We start from the raw sequence: 17617 nt of genomic DNA, 5'->3' as shown, positions 1-17617 counted from the left end.
CTGTAACTGTTAGCTTTTCAGATCTTAGAAAAATCCCGATTACCATCTTGCGTTGCAGGTTTAGCGGTTTCGGGGATCTCTAGCGTCTCAGTTGCGTCTGTGAATACGGACACTGTCACCGCATAGCGGCTCAGATTCCCTTCATCGCGCTGAAATTTCATCACTACTTTCTCGCCCTCCCATTTCAGCACTTCAGACTGGAAGGAGGCACCTGATGACATTTTTATCCAGCGGCTGGTGACAACGCCGGGCTCTCCAAATTTGTCGGTCAGCATGTCGACTACTAAATGCAGACTGTTTGCGCTACCGCTGAGTACGAGCTCTGTGAGCTTTCCATGGGGCGCGACCGCGACCATCCCATAACCAGGAGATATTGGCAGATAGGGTAACCCACGGATCTCAAAGCGATCAGGAGACGAGGTGGCCAGACGGCAAGGTGTTTTTGGGCGACTTGAATTATCAGTACAAAGGGGTATCTGCTTGTTGAAATCGCTATGCAAATCTACACCCAAAAACTCCGTTGGCTCTTTGAGCCATGAGGTTTGTTGATAATCCTGATCCGCCAGCGCGGGCACGGATGCTGCCCCCATGAGGCTTGCAAAAAGTGACAGGAAAATGAAAGGCTTCATGAGTTCCCTCTCTGGATGCCAGACAGATAAAAACCTATTATGCCATCGCAGCAGCTCTTGAGCGAAGTCTAATAGTTAGCATCTCGTGAGAGGCGGTGATCAGCAATACATTTCTAGTCGAGCTTGGCCGTTTTCGGCTCAGCAGCAGCTCCATCAGAACGGAGGATGGATTTTGCCTCTTTCGGCTGCACGGACAAAACGTTCGCCAGCTCCAAACAGCCGGTATCCCTCCGGCCCATAAAAATAGCTACCACATGTAGCGTCGCCCCCCGCGCGAGGCTTAGCACAGCCCCTAGGAGTAGTGTCCAGTTGTAGTCAGTAGCTATGCCTGTCACCTCTTCCATGATTATTACCAGTTTGTTTCCAGACTGCGGGCCTGTCGAGAACCATTGGCCGGCACCTCACAATCGGTACGTAAGATGCTCATCACGCTGGGAATCGCATTGGTGCTGTTGTCATGGGCTGCATATGCGCTCTCCGGGGCTGGGATTAACAGGCCTTTGCCGCTGCTGCGTCCGACGTTCGTGGTAATAACCGTTGCCTACCTGTTACGCGGGTTAGCGGGACCGTTCTTCCTGGCGGGTACTGGACGATCCTCTCGATTCATTACTATCCTGCCTTTACTAGGGCCACGGACGGTGGCAGTGAGCTGTGGGTTGAAAGCAGATGATCGCGACTGACCGCTATCACCCCATGTCGGACGCCTACCTAGCTGTGTATTTACCTGAGGGCCCCGGCTGTCCTCCACGCACCGCTTTGCTGCCTGTCATATTCTTGCTATAACGCCGATCACTTTCGGACATAGTTAACTGCGCGAGCTTTAGGCTGCTTTCAAGTAAGGACACTGAAATGATGAAATCCCTTCTGCCGATCATGGCTGCTATGGCTATGACAGGGTGCATGACCGCCGAGCGTATGCCGGATGGCACGACAAAAATTCGCTTTTCTGATGAAGCCGCCAACTCTCTGGCCTCATTGATTCCTAACGGTGTCGTGCCGGGACGGGCACATGGAGTATCCGCATCTGGGCTGGATCTCAACTACACCATGAATCCGCTGAACAATGGCACATACCTGTACCTCAATGGCCAATTCGAATACGACTGCGCAGCCGCTATGCTCTACAGTGCGAAGTCTGGGCAGCCCCTAGAGGTTTCGATGAGCAATAACTGTCGCTCTAGCTACCTCATGCAGCAAGAGAAGCTGCGAATGGCAGGAAAACCCTACGACAGAGGGGCTCCAGCTTACGATCCCGCCAACCCGCCCCATGCTTACTGGGCCAAAGTTGTTGCTCGAACCAAGGCCCAGCTAGCTGCGGCCAATCAATTCAACGTGCGCTTTGCGGGATATCCGCGGCTAGGCCGTAATGGCAAGATTACCATTCGCGTGCAGTTCATGGGGGCAGCCTCCGGCGAATATGCATCCTTGGTGACCATTCCAGAACGCACCGAGGTAGTACTGGATGATCCGCAGTTGGAGGTGGCACTGCGCAATCAATCCAAAGAGGTTAACACGGTGATCACCCAAGTCATTTCCTGCGACGCAGTGCTGGATTACAACAAGGCAGTCGACAAAGGACCGCGTCCCGCCGCCATATCACCAGGGGAGTATTCTCGCTATGAGGTGCGATTTGTGGTGAATAAAATGGGCTGTAAAGATCACCAGCGCCAGTTCTACACGGTAAATCGGTAACTTCAGTTAGCCAGGGAAGACTCTACTGTCCTTGCCGACCGCAAAGGCAGTCGCCGAGGACTGGTGTTAGGGAGGTGCCCGTCACAAAGGGCAACTAGGGGCCGATAGCGACCAGGCCCGCACGGGTAAAGCATCATTACGTCGCCGGAGTGAAGCACCTAGATCCTGGGCACCTACCTAGCACAGATATCGCGCAATTCTCCAAGGCTGGATTGGCAGCAGCCCTACCATGGTACTCTCGAACAGCAGGCGAGCAGTGCGCCGGGCAGTAGGATGCCCTGACCCGCTGACCGGAGGCGTGCGCGAGTGACCGCACAGGTTTAAAAAAGGAGTGGTGTCGCGCGGCCAGTATAGAAGTTTGATGGCGAATCTTGAAAGGCGGACCAGAGGGAGTGAGTTATGGGTTTATTCAGCAAGCTAGGAAAACTCGCTGGCGTAGTGTTGGACGCAATGAGCGAAGCCGATTTCCTGCAGAGCACAGTCATGCGCCAAGTCCAGTTCTATGATGTAACTTATGATGACGTTAAAGGTGAGGTGCAAAAGCGCATAGGAGGACAAGAGTTTCTACGTCAAAGCTGAAACTAGCGAAGGTATAAGACTCTGGGGTTGGTCAGGAAGTTGACTGCCACCGAGATTCATTTTTTGCCCTCCAAGAGCAATTGGTACGAGGCAGAGGTGGTAGTTATTCTTCGTAACCATGCCAATAAGGTAGTTGCGCGGGGCAAAGGCCGCTGGATTGATTCTGGAATGAGCGTTAGTTGAGCACAGACTGCTGGCTACAGGATGAGCGAGGGCCGCTAACGGCGCACAGGTCGATTTTCCACACTGCTGCATTACTGGCAGTTGCGCACGTCGAAGAGGTAATAGCTGATAACCTCCGCGCGCCGCGCAAACCCCTCAATCGATTTGATCCGGTGCAGCTCGTGCCCGGGCTGGCGCTCTGCGATCACTTGGTGGATGGCGTCATAAAACTGCTCGTAGGCGATCGAATAGCCAAGCTCTTTGAAGGTGACGTGCAGGGCCTGGTGAAAGCGTTCTTCATCGTTCGGGTGTCGGGTGTGCCAGGTGTCAACGCGTAGCCACGGTAGGAGAAACAGCTGGAGTGCCTTCATGTCCATGGTGAGCTTCCCGCAGGTAATGAAAACGCGATTCTACCGATGTACAAATCGATTCCAAAACTTAAACGGCGACCCTTGCAGTATGCGGGCTGTAGCCGTGCCGTTTCGTCTTTGTTTTGGAATCGAATTCGATGCTGACGCAGCATGGATTGGGCGCTCATAACACGGTCTTGAAAACCGTCGATGGGCAACTATCCTAGAGTTCGAATCTCTACGCTTCCGCCATAATTTTTAGTACAAGCCCCGATTATTCGGGGCTTTTGCGTTTCTGGGGGTTTGTAAGAGCGCCAGCAGCGGCCGCAATTGCGTGTTGTCCTATGGGAGAGCGGGGGAGGCTGTGATAATGGGGGCAATCACAAGGGCCATGTCATGCTGACCATCTCCAATAACGTGCATCTGCCGGATGCCGAAATCGAACTCACCTACATCCGCGCACAAGGTGCGGGTGGGCAGAATGTCAACAAGGTGTCCAGCGCGGTGCACCTGCGCTTCGACATCCCGGCCTCATCGTTGCCCGAGTTCTACAAGGAGCGGCTGCTGGCGCTGCGTGACAGTCGTATCACCGGCGACGGTGTGGTGATCATCAAGGCCCAGCAGTACCGCACCCAGGAGCAGAATCGTACTGACGCATTGGCGCGTCTTGCCGAGTTGATCATTGCAGCCGGCAAGACCGAGAAAAAACGCCGCCCCACCAAGCCGACCCTTGGCTCCAAGACCCGCCGTCTCGAAGGAAAAGCCAGGCGCAGCACTGTCAAGGCTGGTCGGGGCAAGGTGGAGTTCTAGTGCTGGTGGTGCAACGTTGCTGGCAAATTTCAGTTCTGCTAATGCCTATATCGCCTTAGCGAGCAATGTAGGTTGCGATCTCCTACACCGTCTGTGCAAAAGCTTGAGGTTAGACGGATGATCAATCTTGCAGCGAGGCAGCAGGTCAGCGCAGATTCCTGCCCACTGTAACTTTCGGTTCTTTTCGCTGTCCGATCTTCCCGATGCCGAACCTAGGGTACTGCCTCAGGCATCGTCCACTATTGATGAAAAGGAGCTTCCAATGTTTTCAGCACGGATTACCGCAGTTTCGCTTTGCTTGGCTACTTTGGTCATGACCAATGCGGCCCTCGCCGATTCGAAGGCGGAAAATCACAAAACCGCCGTGACTATCCTCGCCATGGAGCAGGTATGCAACAAGGCCATTCCTGGGTTGAACGGCACTGTTGATAACGCATTGGCCAACGAACCGATGGACGATGCGTTGAAGGCCGAGATCATGGCGCTGAGGTCGGCACCGGGCAGCAAGACTCAAATCGATGACATGGCTAACAGGCTGTCGGGCTCCCCGTTGTCGACACTGGCGGTGGAGCAGGGCACCTGCAAGATGTACGCTGCCAAGTAGTCCTGCATCCCGCTGGTACGCCTTCTCGGTGTATGCCTGAACCGAGATCACCGCCCTCCAGCCCCACTTGTATCCCCAGAGCATGATCGATGATCACCCAGTCGCAACTGATGACCTTGGCGCGGCAAGCAGATGAGGACGTGTTTTCCTGGGCCAGCTTCGTCGCTCAAACCGAGTTCCTATGGCAGGACACGACGCTGGTACCGGATGCTTGCGCCTGGCAAGCCCTCTGGTTCGAGCTGGAAATCGTCAATGCCCTGGCCTTGGCCGAGTGGGACGTGCACGGGCGGCCCGTCGACTGGGCAGACTGCTGGCGGGAGGGCTACAAGCAGCAAGCCCAGGGGTTGTTGGCCGCACTGCTGAAATTGATCAGCTGACATTTTCACTAAGGGACAGCTGACGCTCGTATTCGCGTGATCGGGAAAACGCCTTTTCTCAATAGTGGCATGTTGCTGCATTGCGCGCCGAAAATCACAAATAGAGCCCGCCTTTGAGGGCAATGCTGTTCACTTAAGTCCGGTGTCGTCTGCTTTGGGGCCGCTTTGCGGCCCTTCGCGGGCAAGCCCGCTCCCACAGGTTTAGCGCTTAACCGCGCTTTGCGCGTGGCAGGAATGATCCGGCTGACACGGATTGTTACATCTCCCCCAATACTGCTTCTCAATCTCCTGGATTTATCCCCCCTAACCAAGGCGATACGCTGCCCCCAGCCTTCGTGCGAACGCCGTTGAGCGCTGAATTAACAGGGGTAGCAGTCACTCGCCCAGGCTGATCTGTTTACACGGCTTTCCTCTGGCCGATTTCGATCCGGCCCTCGAAATCCTCTTGGTTTCGCCCCTGCCCAAGCACGTCCAATTCGGGACTTGAATGTTCAGCTGCTGATCAGCCCCTCGCGCGTCGTCGACCAACGCTGTCGACCCAGTCCCTTCGCCTCTGGCGCGAGCAGTTTGATTTAACCAAAGGAGTTTAAGAAACATGACGGATGACCAACGCCCCCCAAGCGCAGCGTCGCCGCTACGTACGAGCGCCAGGGTGCTATTTGCCCTGCTCGTTCTGGCCGTATCGCTGGCGCTGATCTATGGCGGCTTCAAGCTGGTTGCACTGGGTGGCTCACGTTACTACCTGATCGCGGGCGTGGCATATTTGCTGCTGGCGGTGCTGTTCTTGATGCGGGCACGTGTGGGCATTGCGCTCTCTGTAGCGATCTTCCTGGCGACCTGTGTCTGGGCGCTGTATGAAGTCGGCCAACTCAGCTACTGGGAGCTGCTGCCACGCCTGGTAGTGCCGGCGATTATCCTGACCTTGAGCCTGTGGGTCGGCGCTGCGCTGCCAAGTGTTTCCGTGAGCACGCGGCGTGTGGCCAATCGGGTGGGTTTTGCGCTGTTGGTGGCGTTGCTGGCCGCGTTCGTAGCTGCATTCTACCCGCATGGCGCAATTTCCAATTCGGCCGCGGCGGGCGGTGCCAATGTGGCCAAGGTGCTGGCTAGCGCTCCTGAAAACTGGGAATTCTTTGGCCGCAACGCTTCCGGCACGCGGTTTGCCCCCTTCACGCAAATCACTGCTGACAACGTCAACCAGCTGCAAGTCGCCTGGACCTACAGAACCGGCCGCAGAACCACCGGCGCTGGCGCAGGTGTAGACGAAAACACGCCGCTGCAGATCGGCAACGTGCTGTACTCCTGCACCCCAGAAAACCTGGTGACCGCGCTCGACGCCGACACCGGTACGCCGCTGTGGAAATTCGATCCGCAGGCTAAAAGTGCAGAGCATGTGACCTGCCGCGGTGTCGGCTATTACGACATCGATAAGGACGACAGCCTGAGCGCGCAGGCCAAGGCTGCCTATGGCGATGAGCAGCAATGCCGCCAGCGCATCTTGGTATCGTCGGTCGACGCCCGTCTGTTTGCCTTGGATGCGCATAGCGGCACGCTTTGCCCAAGCTTTGGCGACAACGGCTACGTTGACCTGAAGAAGGGCATGGGCCCGACCGAGAACAGCAAGCGCTACCACCCCACGTCGCTGCCGGTGGTCATGGGCCATCTGGCGGTGGTTGGCGGCTGGGTGCGCGATATCGTTGCCAAGGAGCCTTCAGGTGCAGTGCGGGCCTTCGATGTACTCAGTGGTGCGCTGGTATGGGCATGGGATGTCGGTGCGCCAGAGAGCGAGGATGCAGCCCAGGCCGAGCACCAGTTCACCCTGGAAACGCCCAACGTTTGGACCGTACCGACCTACGATAAAGAGCTGAACCTGGTCTATCTGCCTACCGGTAACGGACCGCCCGACTACTGGGGCGGTGATCGTAACCAGGCCAAGGAAAAGTACGGTTCGGCAGTGGTGGCGGTGGATGCTTCTACGGGTAAGGCCAAGTGGGTTTACCAGACCGTTCACCACGATGTCTGGGACTATGACCTGCCGTCGCAGCCGGTGCTCTACGAGATCAACAATGCCCAGGGCGTGAAGACCCCGGTGCTGATCCAGACCACCAAGACAGGTCACATCTTTGTCCTGGATCGGCGTACCGGTGAGCCGGTCACCGAAGTTGAAGAGCGGTCGGTGCCCACTTCGCCAGCCGCGGTTGGCGAGCACTTGTCGCCAACCCAGCCTTACTCCAAAGGGATGCCGGTCATTGGCGCCGAGCCGCTGACCGAGAAGTCGATGTGGGGCGTGTCGACCTTCGATCAACTGTACTGCCGGATCATGTTCAAGGACTCGGTGTACGTGGGGCCCTTTACCCCTCCCACCGAAAAGCCCTACATCGAGTGGCCGGGCTTGCTGGGTGGGATGAACTGGGGTGGCATCTCGATCGACGAGAACACCGGGATGATGTTCGTCAATGACATGCGCATGCCGTTGCGGATGTCGCTGGTTACTCAGGAAAACACCAAGAACTTCAAGGTTTCGACCGATGAAGTACCTGGCTTCATGGGCACCATTCGGCCACAAGTGGCGGGGATCTACGGCGGGGTGAAAATCGACATCCTGCAGTCTCCACTGGGCGTGCCGTGCAACACCCCTCCGTTTGGCAGCATGAGTGCGATTGATCTGAACACCCAGAAGCTGGTCTGGCAGGTGCCCCTGGGCACCGTGCAGGACACCGGTCCGCTGGGGATCAAGACCCACATGCAGATCCCGCTGGGCATGCCGACGCTGGGCGGGCCGACCTCGACTGCATCGGGCCTGGTGTTCTTCGCCGGTACCCAGGACTACTACCTGCGCGCGCTTGATTCGGCCACTGGTAAAGAGGTGTGGAAGGCTCGCTTGCCGGTGGGCGCCGTGGCCGCGCCATTGATCTACGTTTCGCCAAAAACCGGCAAGCAGTATGTGCTGATCTCGGCGGGTGGGATGAGCCATTCGCCTGATGTGGGGGACTACATCATCGCCTATGCGCTGCCAGACAAAGCATCCAAGCACTAAGCACGCCTGACAATAATCCCCGTTCGCGGGGATTATTTTTGCCTGCTGCGGCTGAGCCTACTGCAAGGTCGGTGGCTTCAACGGGCCCTGTAACTGGCCTAAGGTTGCTTCTATGCCGGCAATCACCTTTTCAAGGGTATCGGCTTGTTCATCATTGCCCATCGCTCGCAGGTGATCACGCTGTTGGCGCAAGGCAAGCAGGTTCTTTTGCAGGGCGACCGCTGAGGTAGTAAACGTTTCCATGTCTGTCTCTGGCTGATGGCATCCATGCCGTTGTAGGAATATCCGGACCGTATCAGCCAATTCCAGCCAGTGAAACTGCGTTTTCATACAGGGATTGGTCTGTAGCGGGCTTCATCCTACTCAGCCACCAGAAGCTTCCTACAAGCCTAGGTGAGCCGGTATTGCTAAGTGTGTTCAGGCTTGCGCCGGCAGGCCAGTGAACAAGCCGCTTTGCGTTCATATCGCCTCCCTCGATCCTGGTGCTTGCCGGGCAGGTCGTTTATCTGTCTCTGGCGCGAATGGCGAAACGTAATGTTGCAAATAGGCTCGCTCCACTTAAGGAGCGTGGAGGCCCGGCGTTAACCAGGCTCGTCCTGTAATACTTCCTGCTCCAGCCACTGCGCGACCAACGCGCTCGCAGAGCCCGCTGCGGGCGGCTGGGCCGTGAGCAGGTGAAAGCCTGCAGCGCTGTTCAGTTGGTGCCCCTCAAGGGCAATCACCAGGGTGCCGGCCTTCAATGCGTTCTCGACCAATAACTGCGGCACCAGGGCGATACCCATGCCTTGCTCGGCGGCCTCGATGGCCAGAATGGTCTGGGAGAAGGCCGGGCCGCTGAAGCGGGTGCCGGGCAGGCCGTAATGATCGAACCAACGTTTCCAATTGTTGTGGCTGTCTGAAATCAACGCTACGTCGCTGAGTTCTGCTGGCTGTTGCCAGCGTCGCTCCCCGCGCAGCGACGGGGCGCACACGGGCACCGCCTGGCCGGCTAGCAGCAGGCGGACGTGGGCATCGGCAAAGGGCGGCGCACCCCAGCGCACGGCCATGTCTACCGCGCCTTTGCCGCTGAGCGGGCGGGTGCTGTCGGAGGCATCGATCATCAGCGCGATCTGCGGGTGCGCGGCAGCCAGGCGGCCCAGGCGCGGTATCAGCCAACGGCTGGCGAATGCCGGGGTGGTGCTCAGCAGCACTTGATGAGGGTCTTGCGGGGCATCGCGTTCAAGCAGTTCGCGGCTGGCATCTTCGATGATGTGCAGCGCCAGGCGGACCCGCTCCAGATACTCACTGCCCGCGCGGTTGGGCCTCAAGCCGCGTGGCAGTCGCTCGAACAGTGCCTGGCCGAGCTTCTCTTCGAGCGTGCGCACCTGCTGGGCCACCGCGCCGGGGGTGACGTGCAGCGCTTGGGCGGCGGCGCGGAAACTGCCCAGGCGCGCCGCCGCCTCAAAGGCGACCAGGTGATTGATCACGTAAGGCGTGGTGCGTCGTTTGCAAACGCTCATCCAGTAGTTTTCCTGCAGGCTTGGCCCGCTGATCGAGAGGGTTGAAGTGCCCGCCGATTCTGGCCCGATGGTGCTGTGCTAGCAACCTGAAGGTGCTCAGTTGCGCTAGCATGTCGGCCTTCAACTGTTTTGCGGATTTTTCCATGAGCACTGCCATCTTTCGCCAAGCTACGCCCCAGGACGTGGATCGCTGCTTCCACATCGAAACGACCGCCTATGAGGGCGACGAAGCGGCCACCCGCGAGAAAATCGCCACGCGCATTGCGCAGTATCCCGAGGGTTTTCTGATCCTTGAGCTCGATGGCCAGGTGATCGGTTTCATCAATAGCGGCTGCGCCGAGCACGTGGTGATGTCCGATGAGGCGTTCAAGGAGCTGGTCGGCCATGATCCGCACGCCGCCAATGTGGTGATCATGTCAGTGGTGGTCGACCCGGCATTCCAGGGCCGTGGCTATGCGGGCTTGCTGATGACGCGGTTCGTCGAGCAAATGCGCGAGCGCGGCAAGGCGAGCATTCACTTGATGTGCAAGGACCAGCATGTGGGCCTGTACGAGAAGTTGGGTTACCGCTATGTGCAGCCGTCGGCCTCCGATCATGGCGGCATGGCCTGGCATGAAATGGTGATGGCGCTCTGAGCAGGTGCGTCAGGTTTTGTCGCAGCGCCTGCTAGGATCCGGCCTTTTGCCTAGCCAGGGAGAGGCTTGTGAAGTACGTCGTGATCGAAGCACATCGCTCTGAATACCCGCGTCCGATCCGTTTTGCCCAAGGTGAGATGCTCGACATCGGCCCCCGCTATGCCGGTGAGCAAAACTGGCAGGACTGGTACCTGTGCAGCTGCGCTGGGCAGGAGCCTGGTTGGGTGCCGGCGCAGGTCATCGAACGGCTCGGTGTTGCCCGGGGCAGGGCGCTCGAACAGTACTGTGCTCACGAACTGGATGTCGATCCGGGGCAGCGGGTGCTAGGTTTGCGCCCGCTCAATGGGTGGCTGTGGTGTCGCCGCGAGGCCAACGGTGAGCTGGGTTGGCTGCCGGCCGAGAAGCTGCGCCTGGTGGACTGATCGGGGTCATCTGATCCGCTTTTTTTCCACCAACCTGCATCTGTAACCGTATCAGCGAAAAGTCGAAAATGCTTACCAGGCCCAGCCTTCCAAACCGGTGTGCGCTGGGCAAGTTGCGCTGCTCTGCACCCGCATCGGCCAGCTCCGGTATTCTGTTATCACACTGTAGAGGTTCCAATGGGCAAGCTCTCGCTGTTCCTGGGTGGTTTTCTGCTGCTGACAATCCTTATTGGCCTGCTGGGTACCATTCCGCCCACCTGAGGCCACCCCCTATCCTTGAGGTCCGTCCTATCCAGCAGAGACGGGCCTGCACCTCTCAACGGGCTTTTTGCCCGTTTTTTTGTACCCGTTGGATAAGTGGTAGCTGCAAGCAATTCTCAAGTGCGAATGGCTCGTGTAATCTCCCGCCGCCATCAAAGGGGCCCACGCTCGAGGACCCGTCACTTGCCTTGGAGTTGAGATCTACATGGAATGCAAGAAGGGCGCTGCCGCGATGCTGGCGTGGCGCAACCGGTTTCTCGCAGAGGCTGGCCTGCAAGAGGATGATTACGACCAAGCCTTGCGCTGCGCCGAAGACCTGGAACGCTCGGGAGTGATCAGTGCAGGGGAGTGGATCGAATTGGTCAAACAAGCCAATTCGGCGTTGCTGCGTGCGCGATAAGTCGTTCTTTGTGCAAGGAAAACTGTCCACAGAAAACGTGGGTAGGTCTGTGGATAAATCGCTGTAAGTAAGGCCGTTTGCGGCCTCTGTTAAATTGAGCAGAATTTGAACAGTAATTGGCTTGCTGTATCACGGCTTGCCACGACGCAACGCTTGCAGTAGGTCGCGCACCCGCGCCGGCAATTCCCCGGCCGGGTATACGGCATGCATTTGTGGGTCGTCGCCACTGCTTGAGGTCAGGTGATAGCTAGGGCAGACGCGCACCAGCCGCCCGGCCGCGACCTGTGGCTCACCCACCCAGTCAGCCAATCGTGCGATACCCGCCCCAGCCAGGGCGCTGTGGAACACCGCGCTTCCGGCGCTCAGGCGCAAGCGAGGGCGTGGCTGCAAGCGGGTGATCTGCCCGTCGCGGCAAAAATGCCAAGCCTTGAGGATGCGCGGGGCGGTGTGCAGGATCAGCGCGTGTTCGCTAAGTGCTTCCGGCTCCTGCGCAAGGCCTGCGCGGGCCACATAGTCGGGGCTGGCGTACAGGTGCCGACGGTAGCTCCACAGGGGGTAGCCGATCAGTTCGCTGGACTGTGGGAAGGCGCCGCGCACCACGAAGTCGAACTTGCCTTGAAGCGGGTCGAGGCTCTGGTCGCTGAACTGCACGTCCAGGGTGACCTGCGGGTGGCGGCGAGAGAATTCAGCCAAGACCGTTGGCAGCACTTGCTGGCCAAGCAGCTCAGGCGCGGCGAAACGAATCCAGCCCTGCGCCGTACCACTCAACGCCGCCAGTTCATCGGCCGCATCGCGTTGCACATCGAGCAAGCGCTCGGCGTGTGGCAGCAAGCGTTCACCCGCTTCGGTCAGCGTGACGGCGTTGGCGTTGCGGTTGAGCAGCTTGCTTCCGGCGTTGTCTTCCAGTGCTTGTAGCGCCCGGGTAATCGCGCTAGGCGAGCGGCCCAGGGCGCGGGCAGCAGCGACAAAGCTGCGCTTGTGCGCGACGCTGACGAAGGCCTGGATTTCACGCAGCATGTCCAATGCCATGAGGGGCTCCTTGTTGCAGTTTTCGCAATATGGCATTTCAGCACAACGGCGTGGCTTTGATTAGCCTTGGGCTCTGTTTTTACTGCCTGGAGCCCCCGCCATGATGGATGTTGTCCTGCTGTCGCTGTTTGCCTTCGCCGCTGGTTTGATCGATGCGGCGGTGGGTGGGGGCGGGCTGATCCAGATTCCGGCACTGTTCAATGTGCTGCCCAGCGCCCAGCCGGCGGCCCTGCTGGGGACCAACAAGCTGGCCTCGGTGTGCGGCACCGCGTTCGCCGCGCGCTCGTTCATTCGCAAGGTGAGCTTGGATTGGGGCCTGATCGTGCCGGCAGCGCTGAGCGCCTTCGTCATGTCGTTCGCCGGGGCGGCGACCGTTTCACTGGTGCCGCCTAGCGTGATGCGCCCAGCGGTGCTGGTGATGATCGTGCTGATGGCGGTCTATACCTTCTGCAAGAAAGACTTCGGCACCTTGCACAAGCCAGCGCAGATCGGCCGTAAGGAGCAATGCCTGGCGGTGCTGATCGGCGGCGCAATCGGCTTTTACGATGGCTTGTTCGGGCCAGGTACCGGCAGCTTCTTGATCTTTCTGTTCATCCGCTTCTTTGCCCTGGACTTCCTGCACGCCTCGGCCTCGGCCAAGCTGGTCAACATCGCCACCAACCTGGCGGCGCTGGTGTTCTTCATTCCCACCGGCAACGTGCTGTATGCCATCGCCTTGCCCATGGCGCTGTGCAATATCCTCGGCGCCCTGACCGGCACCTGGCTGGCGGTGCGCAAGGGTGCAGGGTTTGTCCGTGGGCTGTTCCTGATCTTGTTGTGCGTGCTGATCGCCAAGTTGTCGTGGGACTTGCTGGCTGGCTGAGTCAGACCACCTGGCGCTGCGGCTCGGCCTGTTCGACGCGGTTGCGGCCATGGGCTTTGGCGCGGTACAGCGCTTTGTCGGCGCGTACTAGCAGTTCGTCCAGGCTCGGTGCCGGGGTGTCGGCAGTACAGCCGTCCAGGCCGATGCTGACGGTGATCTGCAAGCGCGGGTCGTTGTGGGTCAGGTGCAAGTCCTGGATGGCGCGGCGCATGCGTTCGGCGGTGAATTTGGCGCGTTCTGGCTCAAGGCCTGGAATGATCACCACGAACTCCTCACCGCCCAGGCGGGCGAACAGCTCACCGTCGTGCAGTTGGTCTTGCAAGGCGTTGGCGAACTGGCGCAGCACCTGGTCGCCGACGCCATGGCCATGGCGGTCGTTGATCGTCTTGAAGTGATCGATGTCGAGCATCATCAAGGTCAGCGGCAGCGCCTGGGCGTGCTGTTGGCGGCTGTCGAGCAAGGCATTGGCGCGGCGGGTGAAGGCGCTGCGGGTGAGGGCGCCGGTGAGGTGGTCGATGGTCGCCTGATGGGCCAGGCGGGCGAGCAGGCTGCGGTTGGTGTTGCTGACACAGGCGACCACCAGTGGGCCGAGCACCAGCATGGCGATGCCTAAGCGCGCTGACATCAGCGTGGTCACCCCTGGAACGCTCTGCGGCACGCTGAAATGCATGAGATTTTGCGCCACGGCAACGATCAGCGTACTGCCGGCAGTCAGTGCCAGCAGCGACACCAGAAACGGTGAGTAGGTCCAGGCGCACCACAGCAGCGCGGCAATCGGGAAGGCGATGGCGCCCGGCCCGCCGAAGGCGATGCTCAGGGCCAGCGAGGCCAGCAGCACCAGCATCGGCGCCAGGCGAATCGCCTGACCGCTGCCGCGTAGCAGCGCGCCGGTATTTGGCGCGGTCAGCAACGCCGGCAGGACCAGCACACTGGTGGAGAACTGCTCGCTGAACCAGGCCAGCCAGGTGGCGCGCAGCGACTCCTGGAACCACGGCGCCGCCATCACGCAGGCCATGCTCGCCGCAACCATCGCGCCCGCTGCGCAGGCACCGAATACGCTCAACACCCCATGCGGCGTGCGCATGCGTCGGTGCAAACGCGGCAGGCGCGACAGCAGCAGCCAGATGGTGACGATCACGCCCAGGTTGCACAGGTTGAACCACAACGCCGGCGGCCAGGTACTGCCACAGGCAAGGTCGGCGCCGACCATGGCCATCCAGATCAGGACGAAACCGAGCGGATTGGCCAGGCGTGGATAGCGCAGCAACACCCCCGCCAGCACGGCGTTGACCGGCCAGAACAGCGACAGCGATTCGATCGGACGGGCCAGTATCCCAGCCAAGGTCAGGATGAAGGTCAGGCTGAATAGCGCGAGGTGAGGCAATGGGCGCGAATGAGCTGGAAACACCATGGGCTCTACCGGCAAGCGGAGACGGAATCCAGGACAACGACTTCAAGGCACCTGGGACATATTCGTATCAGTGTGTTTCGAGAGCAGGGTTGATGTCAATTGGATATTATGGCGGCACGATCCTGACCGATAATGCCATTTTGCCGCTATTCGCTGACATCCCCTTTACAGCCCGAAGAACCACGGCACCATCAACACCGTTACCAGCATTACCAGCACGGTAAATGGCACACCGACCTTGATGAAGTCGGCAAAGCGATATTGACCTGGGCCCAACACCAGGGTGTTGACCGGCGAAGACACCGGCGTCATGAACGCCGCCGAGGCTGCCAGGGCCACGGTCATGGCAAATGGGTAGGGCGACATGCCCAATTGGCTGGCGGTGCTGATGGCCACGGGCGCCATCAGTACAGCGGTGGCGGTGTTGGAGATGAACAGGCCAATCACCGCCGTTACCACGAACAGGCAGGCCAATATCGCGCTAGGCCCGGCGCCGCCGAGCAGCCCGACCAGGCCGCTGACGGCCAGGTCGATACCCCCGGTTTTCTGCAATGCCAGGGCAAACGGCAGCATGCCGACGATCAGCACCAGGCTTTGCCAATGGATGGCCCGGTAGGCGCTGTTCATGTCGATGCAGCGGCCGGCGCCCATTAGCAGGCACGCGATCAGCGCGGCGAGCACGTTGGGCACCACGCCGCTGACCATCAGGCCGACCATCACCGCCAGGCTGATCAGGGCAAAGGGAGCGCGGCTGCGGGCTGGCGCGACCTGATCGATCTCGGCAGGCAGGCTCAGTACCAGAAAGTCTTTGGCTTGGCTCTGAAGCTGGCGCACCGCTTTCCACGGGCCGACGACCAGCAGGGTGTCGCCCAGGCGCAGTTTTTCTTCGACCAGTTGCTCCTCGATGGCCGCCTGATCGCGGCGCAGGCCGACCACGTTGAGGTCGTAGCGGCTACGGAAGGCCAGCTCCAGGATGCTTTTGCCGATCAGTTGCGAGCCCGGTGGCAGTGAGACTTCGGCCATCCCCACTTCCTGGGATTGGTCGATGAAGTAGGCGGCCTTGAAGTGTAGGGGTTCGAGCTGCATGGTCTGGCACAGGCTGCGCAGGTCGTCGCGGTTGGCGAACAGGTCCAGCAACAGCACGTCGCCCTGGTGCAGCACGGTGCCGGAGTCGGCGGTAATCACCCGGGTGGTGAATTTATGCTGGCGCTCGATGCCGATCACGTTGGCGCCGTGGCGGGTGCGCAGCTCCAGCTCGCCCAAGGTATGCCCGATCAGTGGCGAATGCGGGCGGATGCGCAGGCGGCGTTCGCGGCCGTTGAGCTTGTAGTCCAGCACCAGGTCGAGCAGGGTGCGCCGGGTTTCTACGCGGCCATCCTTGCGCACTTCACCGTTGAGCCAACGCCGGGTGAGCAGCATGTAGCCCACGCCCAGAGCCAGCACGACCAGGCCGAACGGGGTGAAGCTGAAGAACGTGAAGCCTTGCTCGCCGTGCCGCACCAGCTCGCTGTGCACCACCACGTTGGGCGGCGTGGCGACCAGGCTGAGCATGCCGCTGATTAGCCCGGCGAAGCTCAAGGGCATCATCAGTCGACTGGGCGAAATGCTCAGGCGCGCGGCAATGCTCAGCACCACCGGGATGAAGATTGCCACCACGCCGGTCGAGCTCATGACCGAACCCAGCCCTGCGACCGATACCATCAACAGCACCAGCAGGCGTGCTTCGCTATTGCCGGCACGGGCACTCATCCACTCGCCGATGCGATAGGCGATGCCAGTGCGCACCAGCCCTTCGCCGATCACGAACAGCGCCGCGATCAGCACCACGTTAGGGTCGCTAAAGCCCGCCAGGGCTTGCTCAACGGTGAGGATGCCCGACAGCGGCAGAAACACGATCACCAGCAGCGCGACCACGTCCATGCGCGGTCGGTTGATGACAAACAAAAGGACGACGACGGCCAGCAGGCCTAGGACCGTGAGCAGCTCAGGGTTCATCGGGAGGGGGTGTTCCTTCACTCAAGGGGGCACGAAAGACAGTAGCAGCCAGTGTGCCATTGTGGGGTGAAGGGTGTATTGATGTGTTGCAGGGTTTTTGTGGCTAAGCCAATCGCGGGGCTTGCCCCCGCGATGGGTGGGGCAGGCGATCAGTGGCGATGATGACGACGCTTGTGTTTCTTCTTGCTGCCGTTGTTGTCGCCCAGGTGGTTGCCGATGGCACCACCAGCAGCGCCGCCCAGACCGGCACCGACGGTCGAGCCGGTCGAGCCGCCGAGCTTGCCGCCCAACAGCGAGCCGCCGGCCGAACCCAGGCCACCACCGATCGCAGCTTCGGTACGGTTGCCCTTGCGGGCACCTACCGCACTGCCGGCGGCGCCGCCCAGGCCGGCGCCAATGGCTGCACCCGTGCTGCCGCCCATTTGTTGGCCAACCACGTTGCCCAGGGCGCCACCCAGGCCGCCGCCAATGGCCGCAGTACCGTCACCGGCAAAGGCGCCTTGGCACAGCAGCAGGCCGAGGGCAACGCAAGGCAGAGTCAAACGCATGTTCATGAACCTCAAAGGAATCATCAAAGTAGAGTGCCGCGGCACGGGCGGCAAATCAGGGTTGGAAAGACGTTTCAGCGGTAATCGCGGTCACGGTAGCGGCGATCATCGTCACCACGGTCATGACGGTGGTGATGGCCGCGATCGCGGTCGCGGTCACGCCAGCCATCATCATCGTCGTGGTAATGATGGCTGTGGCAACCAGCGGCCAGCAGCATCGCGGCAATCAGCGGGAGACTTGCAAGGCGGGTGATCACGATATAGGTCCTTGATCCGCATAGGTTTACGGGGTAACCACTGAGACCGGGATCGATCAAT

At 59.9% G+C, this 17617-nt stretch carries 19 protein-coding genes; 10 read left to right on the top strand and 9 right to left on the bottom strand.

The features are described from left to right. Positions 1–17: 17 nt before the first annotated feature. Entirely contained in the window at positions 18–629 is a 612-nt protein-coding gene (locus tag AAZU54_RS01140) for a hypothetical protein (protein ID WP_434726346.1), read from the bottom strand. Positions 630–1478: 849 nt separating this feature from the next. Here AAZU54_RS01140 and AAZU54_RS01135 point away from each other — a divergent pair. After that, positions 1479–2321: a hypothetical protein gene (locus tag AAZU54_RS01135; protein ID WP_434726345.1), complete on the top strand. Its 843-nt coding sequence runs from the start codon at positions 1479–1481 to the stop codon at positions 2319–2321. A 399-nt stretch (positions 2322–2720) separates the two neighbouring features. Beyond that, positions 2721–2900, top strand: a complete 180-nt coding sequence (locus tag AAZU54_RS01130; protein WP_434726344.1) for a hypothetical protein — start codon at positions 2721–2723, stop codon at positions 2898–2900. Between the two features lie 254 nt (positions 2901–3154). Here the strand turns inward: AAZU54_RS01130 and AAZU54_RS01125 are convergent, their stop codons facing one another. Then, on the bottom strand, positions 3155–3439 hold the full coding sequence (locus tag AAZU54_RS01125; RefSeq protein ID WP_434726343.1) for a hypothetical protein: 285 nt from the start codon (positions 3437–3439) through the stop codon (positions 3155–3157). A 369-nt stretch (positions 3440–3808) separates the two neighbouring features. Here AAZU54_RS01125 and arfB point away from each other — a divergent pair, with 369 nt between their 5' ends. From arfB to AAZU54_RS01105, 4 genes are all read left to right on the top strand, one after another. After that, positions 3809–4222: an alternative ribosome rescue aminoacyl-tRNA hydrolase ArfB gene (gene arfB / locus AAZU54_RS01120; protein WP_186555089.1), complete on the top strand. Its 414-nt coding sequence runs from the start codon at positions 3809–3811 to the stop codon at positions 4220–4222. A gap of 262 nt (positions 4223–4484) precedes the next feature. Further along, positions 4485–4826 carry a hypothetical protein gene (locus AAZU54_RS01115; protein WP_434726342.1) on the top strand — a complete coding sequence of 114 codons (342 nt, stop codon included), beginning with the start codon at positions 4485–4487 and terminating at the stop codon, positions 4824–4826. An 89-nt stretch (positions 4827–4915) separates the two neighbouring features. Then, on the top strand, positions 4916–5203 hold the full coding sequence (locus AAZU54_RS01110) for a hypothetical protein (RefSeq protein ID WP_434726341.1): 288 nt from the start codon (positions 4916–4918) through the stop codon (positions 5201–5203). A gap of 595 nt (positions 5204–5798) precedes the next feature. Further along, positions 5799–8237, top strand: a complete 2439-nt coding sequence (locus AAZU54_RS01105) for a membrane-bound PQQ-dependent dehydrogenase, glucose/quinate/shikimate family (RefSeq protein WP_434726340.1) — start codon at positions 5799–5801, stop codon at positions 8235–8237. Positions 8238–8294: 57 nt separating this feature from the next. Here the strand turns inward: AAZU54_RS01105 and AAZU54_RS01100 are convergent, their stop codons facing one another. Together AAZU54_RS01100 and AAZU54_RS01095 are read right to left on the bottom strand one after the other, a co-directional pair. Then, positions 8295–8480 carry a hypothetical protein gene (locus AAZU54_RS01100; RefSeq protein WP_434726339.1) on the bottom strand — a complete coding sequence of 62 codons (186 nt, stop codon included), beginning with the start codon at positions 8478–8480 and terminating at the stop codon, positions 8295–8297. 338 nt (positions 8481–8818) lie between these two features. Continuing rightward, on the bottom strand, positions 8819–9736 hold the full coding sequence (locus AAZU54_RS01095; protein ID WP_434726338.1) for a LysR substrate-binding domain-containing protein: 918 nt from the start codon (positions 9734–9736) through the stop codon (positions 8819–8821). A 143-nt stretch (positions 9737–9879) separates the two neighbouring features. Between AAZU54_RS01095 and AAZU54_RS01090 the strand changes: the two genes are divergently transcribed. The 3 genes from AAZU54_RS01090 (at position 9880) to AAZU54_RS01080 (ending at position 11454) form a co-directional block, all read left to right on the top strand. Beyond that, the gene (locus tag AAZU54_RS01090; protein ID WP_186555094.1) at positions 9880–10371 is read left to right on the top strand and encodes a GNAT family N-acetyltransferase; all 492 of its coding nucleotides are present in this window, start codon (positions 9880–9882) and stop codon (positions 10369–10371) included. A 68-nt stretch (positions 10372–10439) separates the two neighbouring features. Further along, positions 10440–10793, top strand: coding sequence for an SH3 domain-containing protein (locus tag AAZU54_RS01085; protein WP_186555095.1), 354 nt, complete (start codon positions 10440–10442; stop codon positions 10791–10793). 466 nt (positions 10794–11259) lie between these two features. Further along, on the top strand, positions 11260–11454 hold the full coding sequence (locus AAZU54_RS01080; protein WP_186555096.1) for a hypothetical protein: 195 nt from the start codon (positions 11260–11262) through the stop codon (positions 11452–11454). 129 nt (positions 11455–11583) lie between these two features. Here AAZU54_RS01080 and AAZU54_RS01075 read toward each other — a convergent pair whose 3' ends face one another. Then, positions 11584–12483, bottom strand: coding sequence for a LysR family transcriptional regulator (locus AAZU54_RS01075; protein WP_186555097.1), 900 nt, complete (start codon positions 12481–12483; stop codon positions 11584–11586). Between the two features lie 100 nt (positions 12484–12583). Here AAZU54_RS01075 and AAZU54_RS01070 point away from each other — a divergent pair, with 100 nt between their 5' ends. Then, on the top strand, positions 12584–13345 hold the full coding sequence (locus tag AAZU54_RS01070; protein ID WP_404689404.1) for a sulfite exporter TauE/SafE family protein: 762 nt from the start codon (positions 12584–12586) through the stop codon (positions 13343–13345). A 1-nt stretch (position 13346) separates the two neighbouring features. On the opposite strand, the gene AAZU54_RS01065 is transcribed toward AAZU54_RS01070, so the two are convergent. From AAZU54_RS01065 to AAZU54_RS01050, 4 genes are all read right to left on the bottom strand, one after another. Next, on the bottom strand, positions 13347–14771 hold the full coding sequence (locus AAZU54_RS01065) for a GGDEF domain-containing protein (protein WP_186555099.1): 1425 nt from the start codon (positions 14769–14771) through the stop codon (positions 13347–13349). 150 nt (positions 14772–14921) lie between these two features. Beyond that, complete coding sequence (locus AAZU54_RS01060; protein WP_434726337.1) at positions 14922–16751, bottom strand: SLC13 family permease; 1830 nt, start codon at positions 16749–16751, stop codon at positions 14922–14924. A gap of 149 nt (positions 16752–16900) precedes the next feature. Then, positions 16901–17299, bottom strand: coding sequence for a glycine zipper domain-containing protein (locus AAZU54_RS01055; protein WP_186555101.1), 399 nt, complete (start codon positions 17297–17299; stop codon positions 16901–16903). A 74-nt stretch (positions 17300–17373) separates the two neighbouring features. Beyond that, positions 17374–17553, bottom strand: a complete 180-nt coding sequence (locus tag AAZU54_RS01050; protein ID WP_186555277.1) for a hypothetical protein — start codon at positions 17551–17553, stop codon at positions 17374–17376. Positions 17554–17617: the final 64 nt, after the last annotated feature.

Source organism: Pseudomonas sp. Je.1.5.c, assembly GCF_051129895.1.
Classification (GTDB): domain Bacteria; phylum Pseudomonadota; class Gammaproteobacteria; order Pseudomonadales; family Pseudomonadaceae; genus Aquipseudomonas; species Aquipseudomonas urmiensis.
The sequence above is the reverse complement of the archived record's forward strand: the minus strand, read 5'-3'. Positions and strand labels throughout refer to the sequence as shown.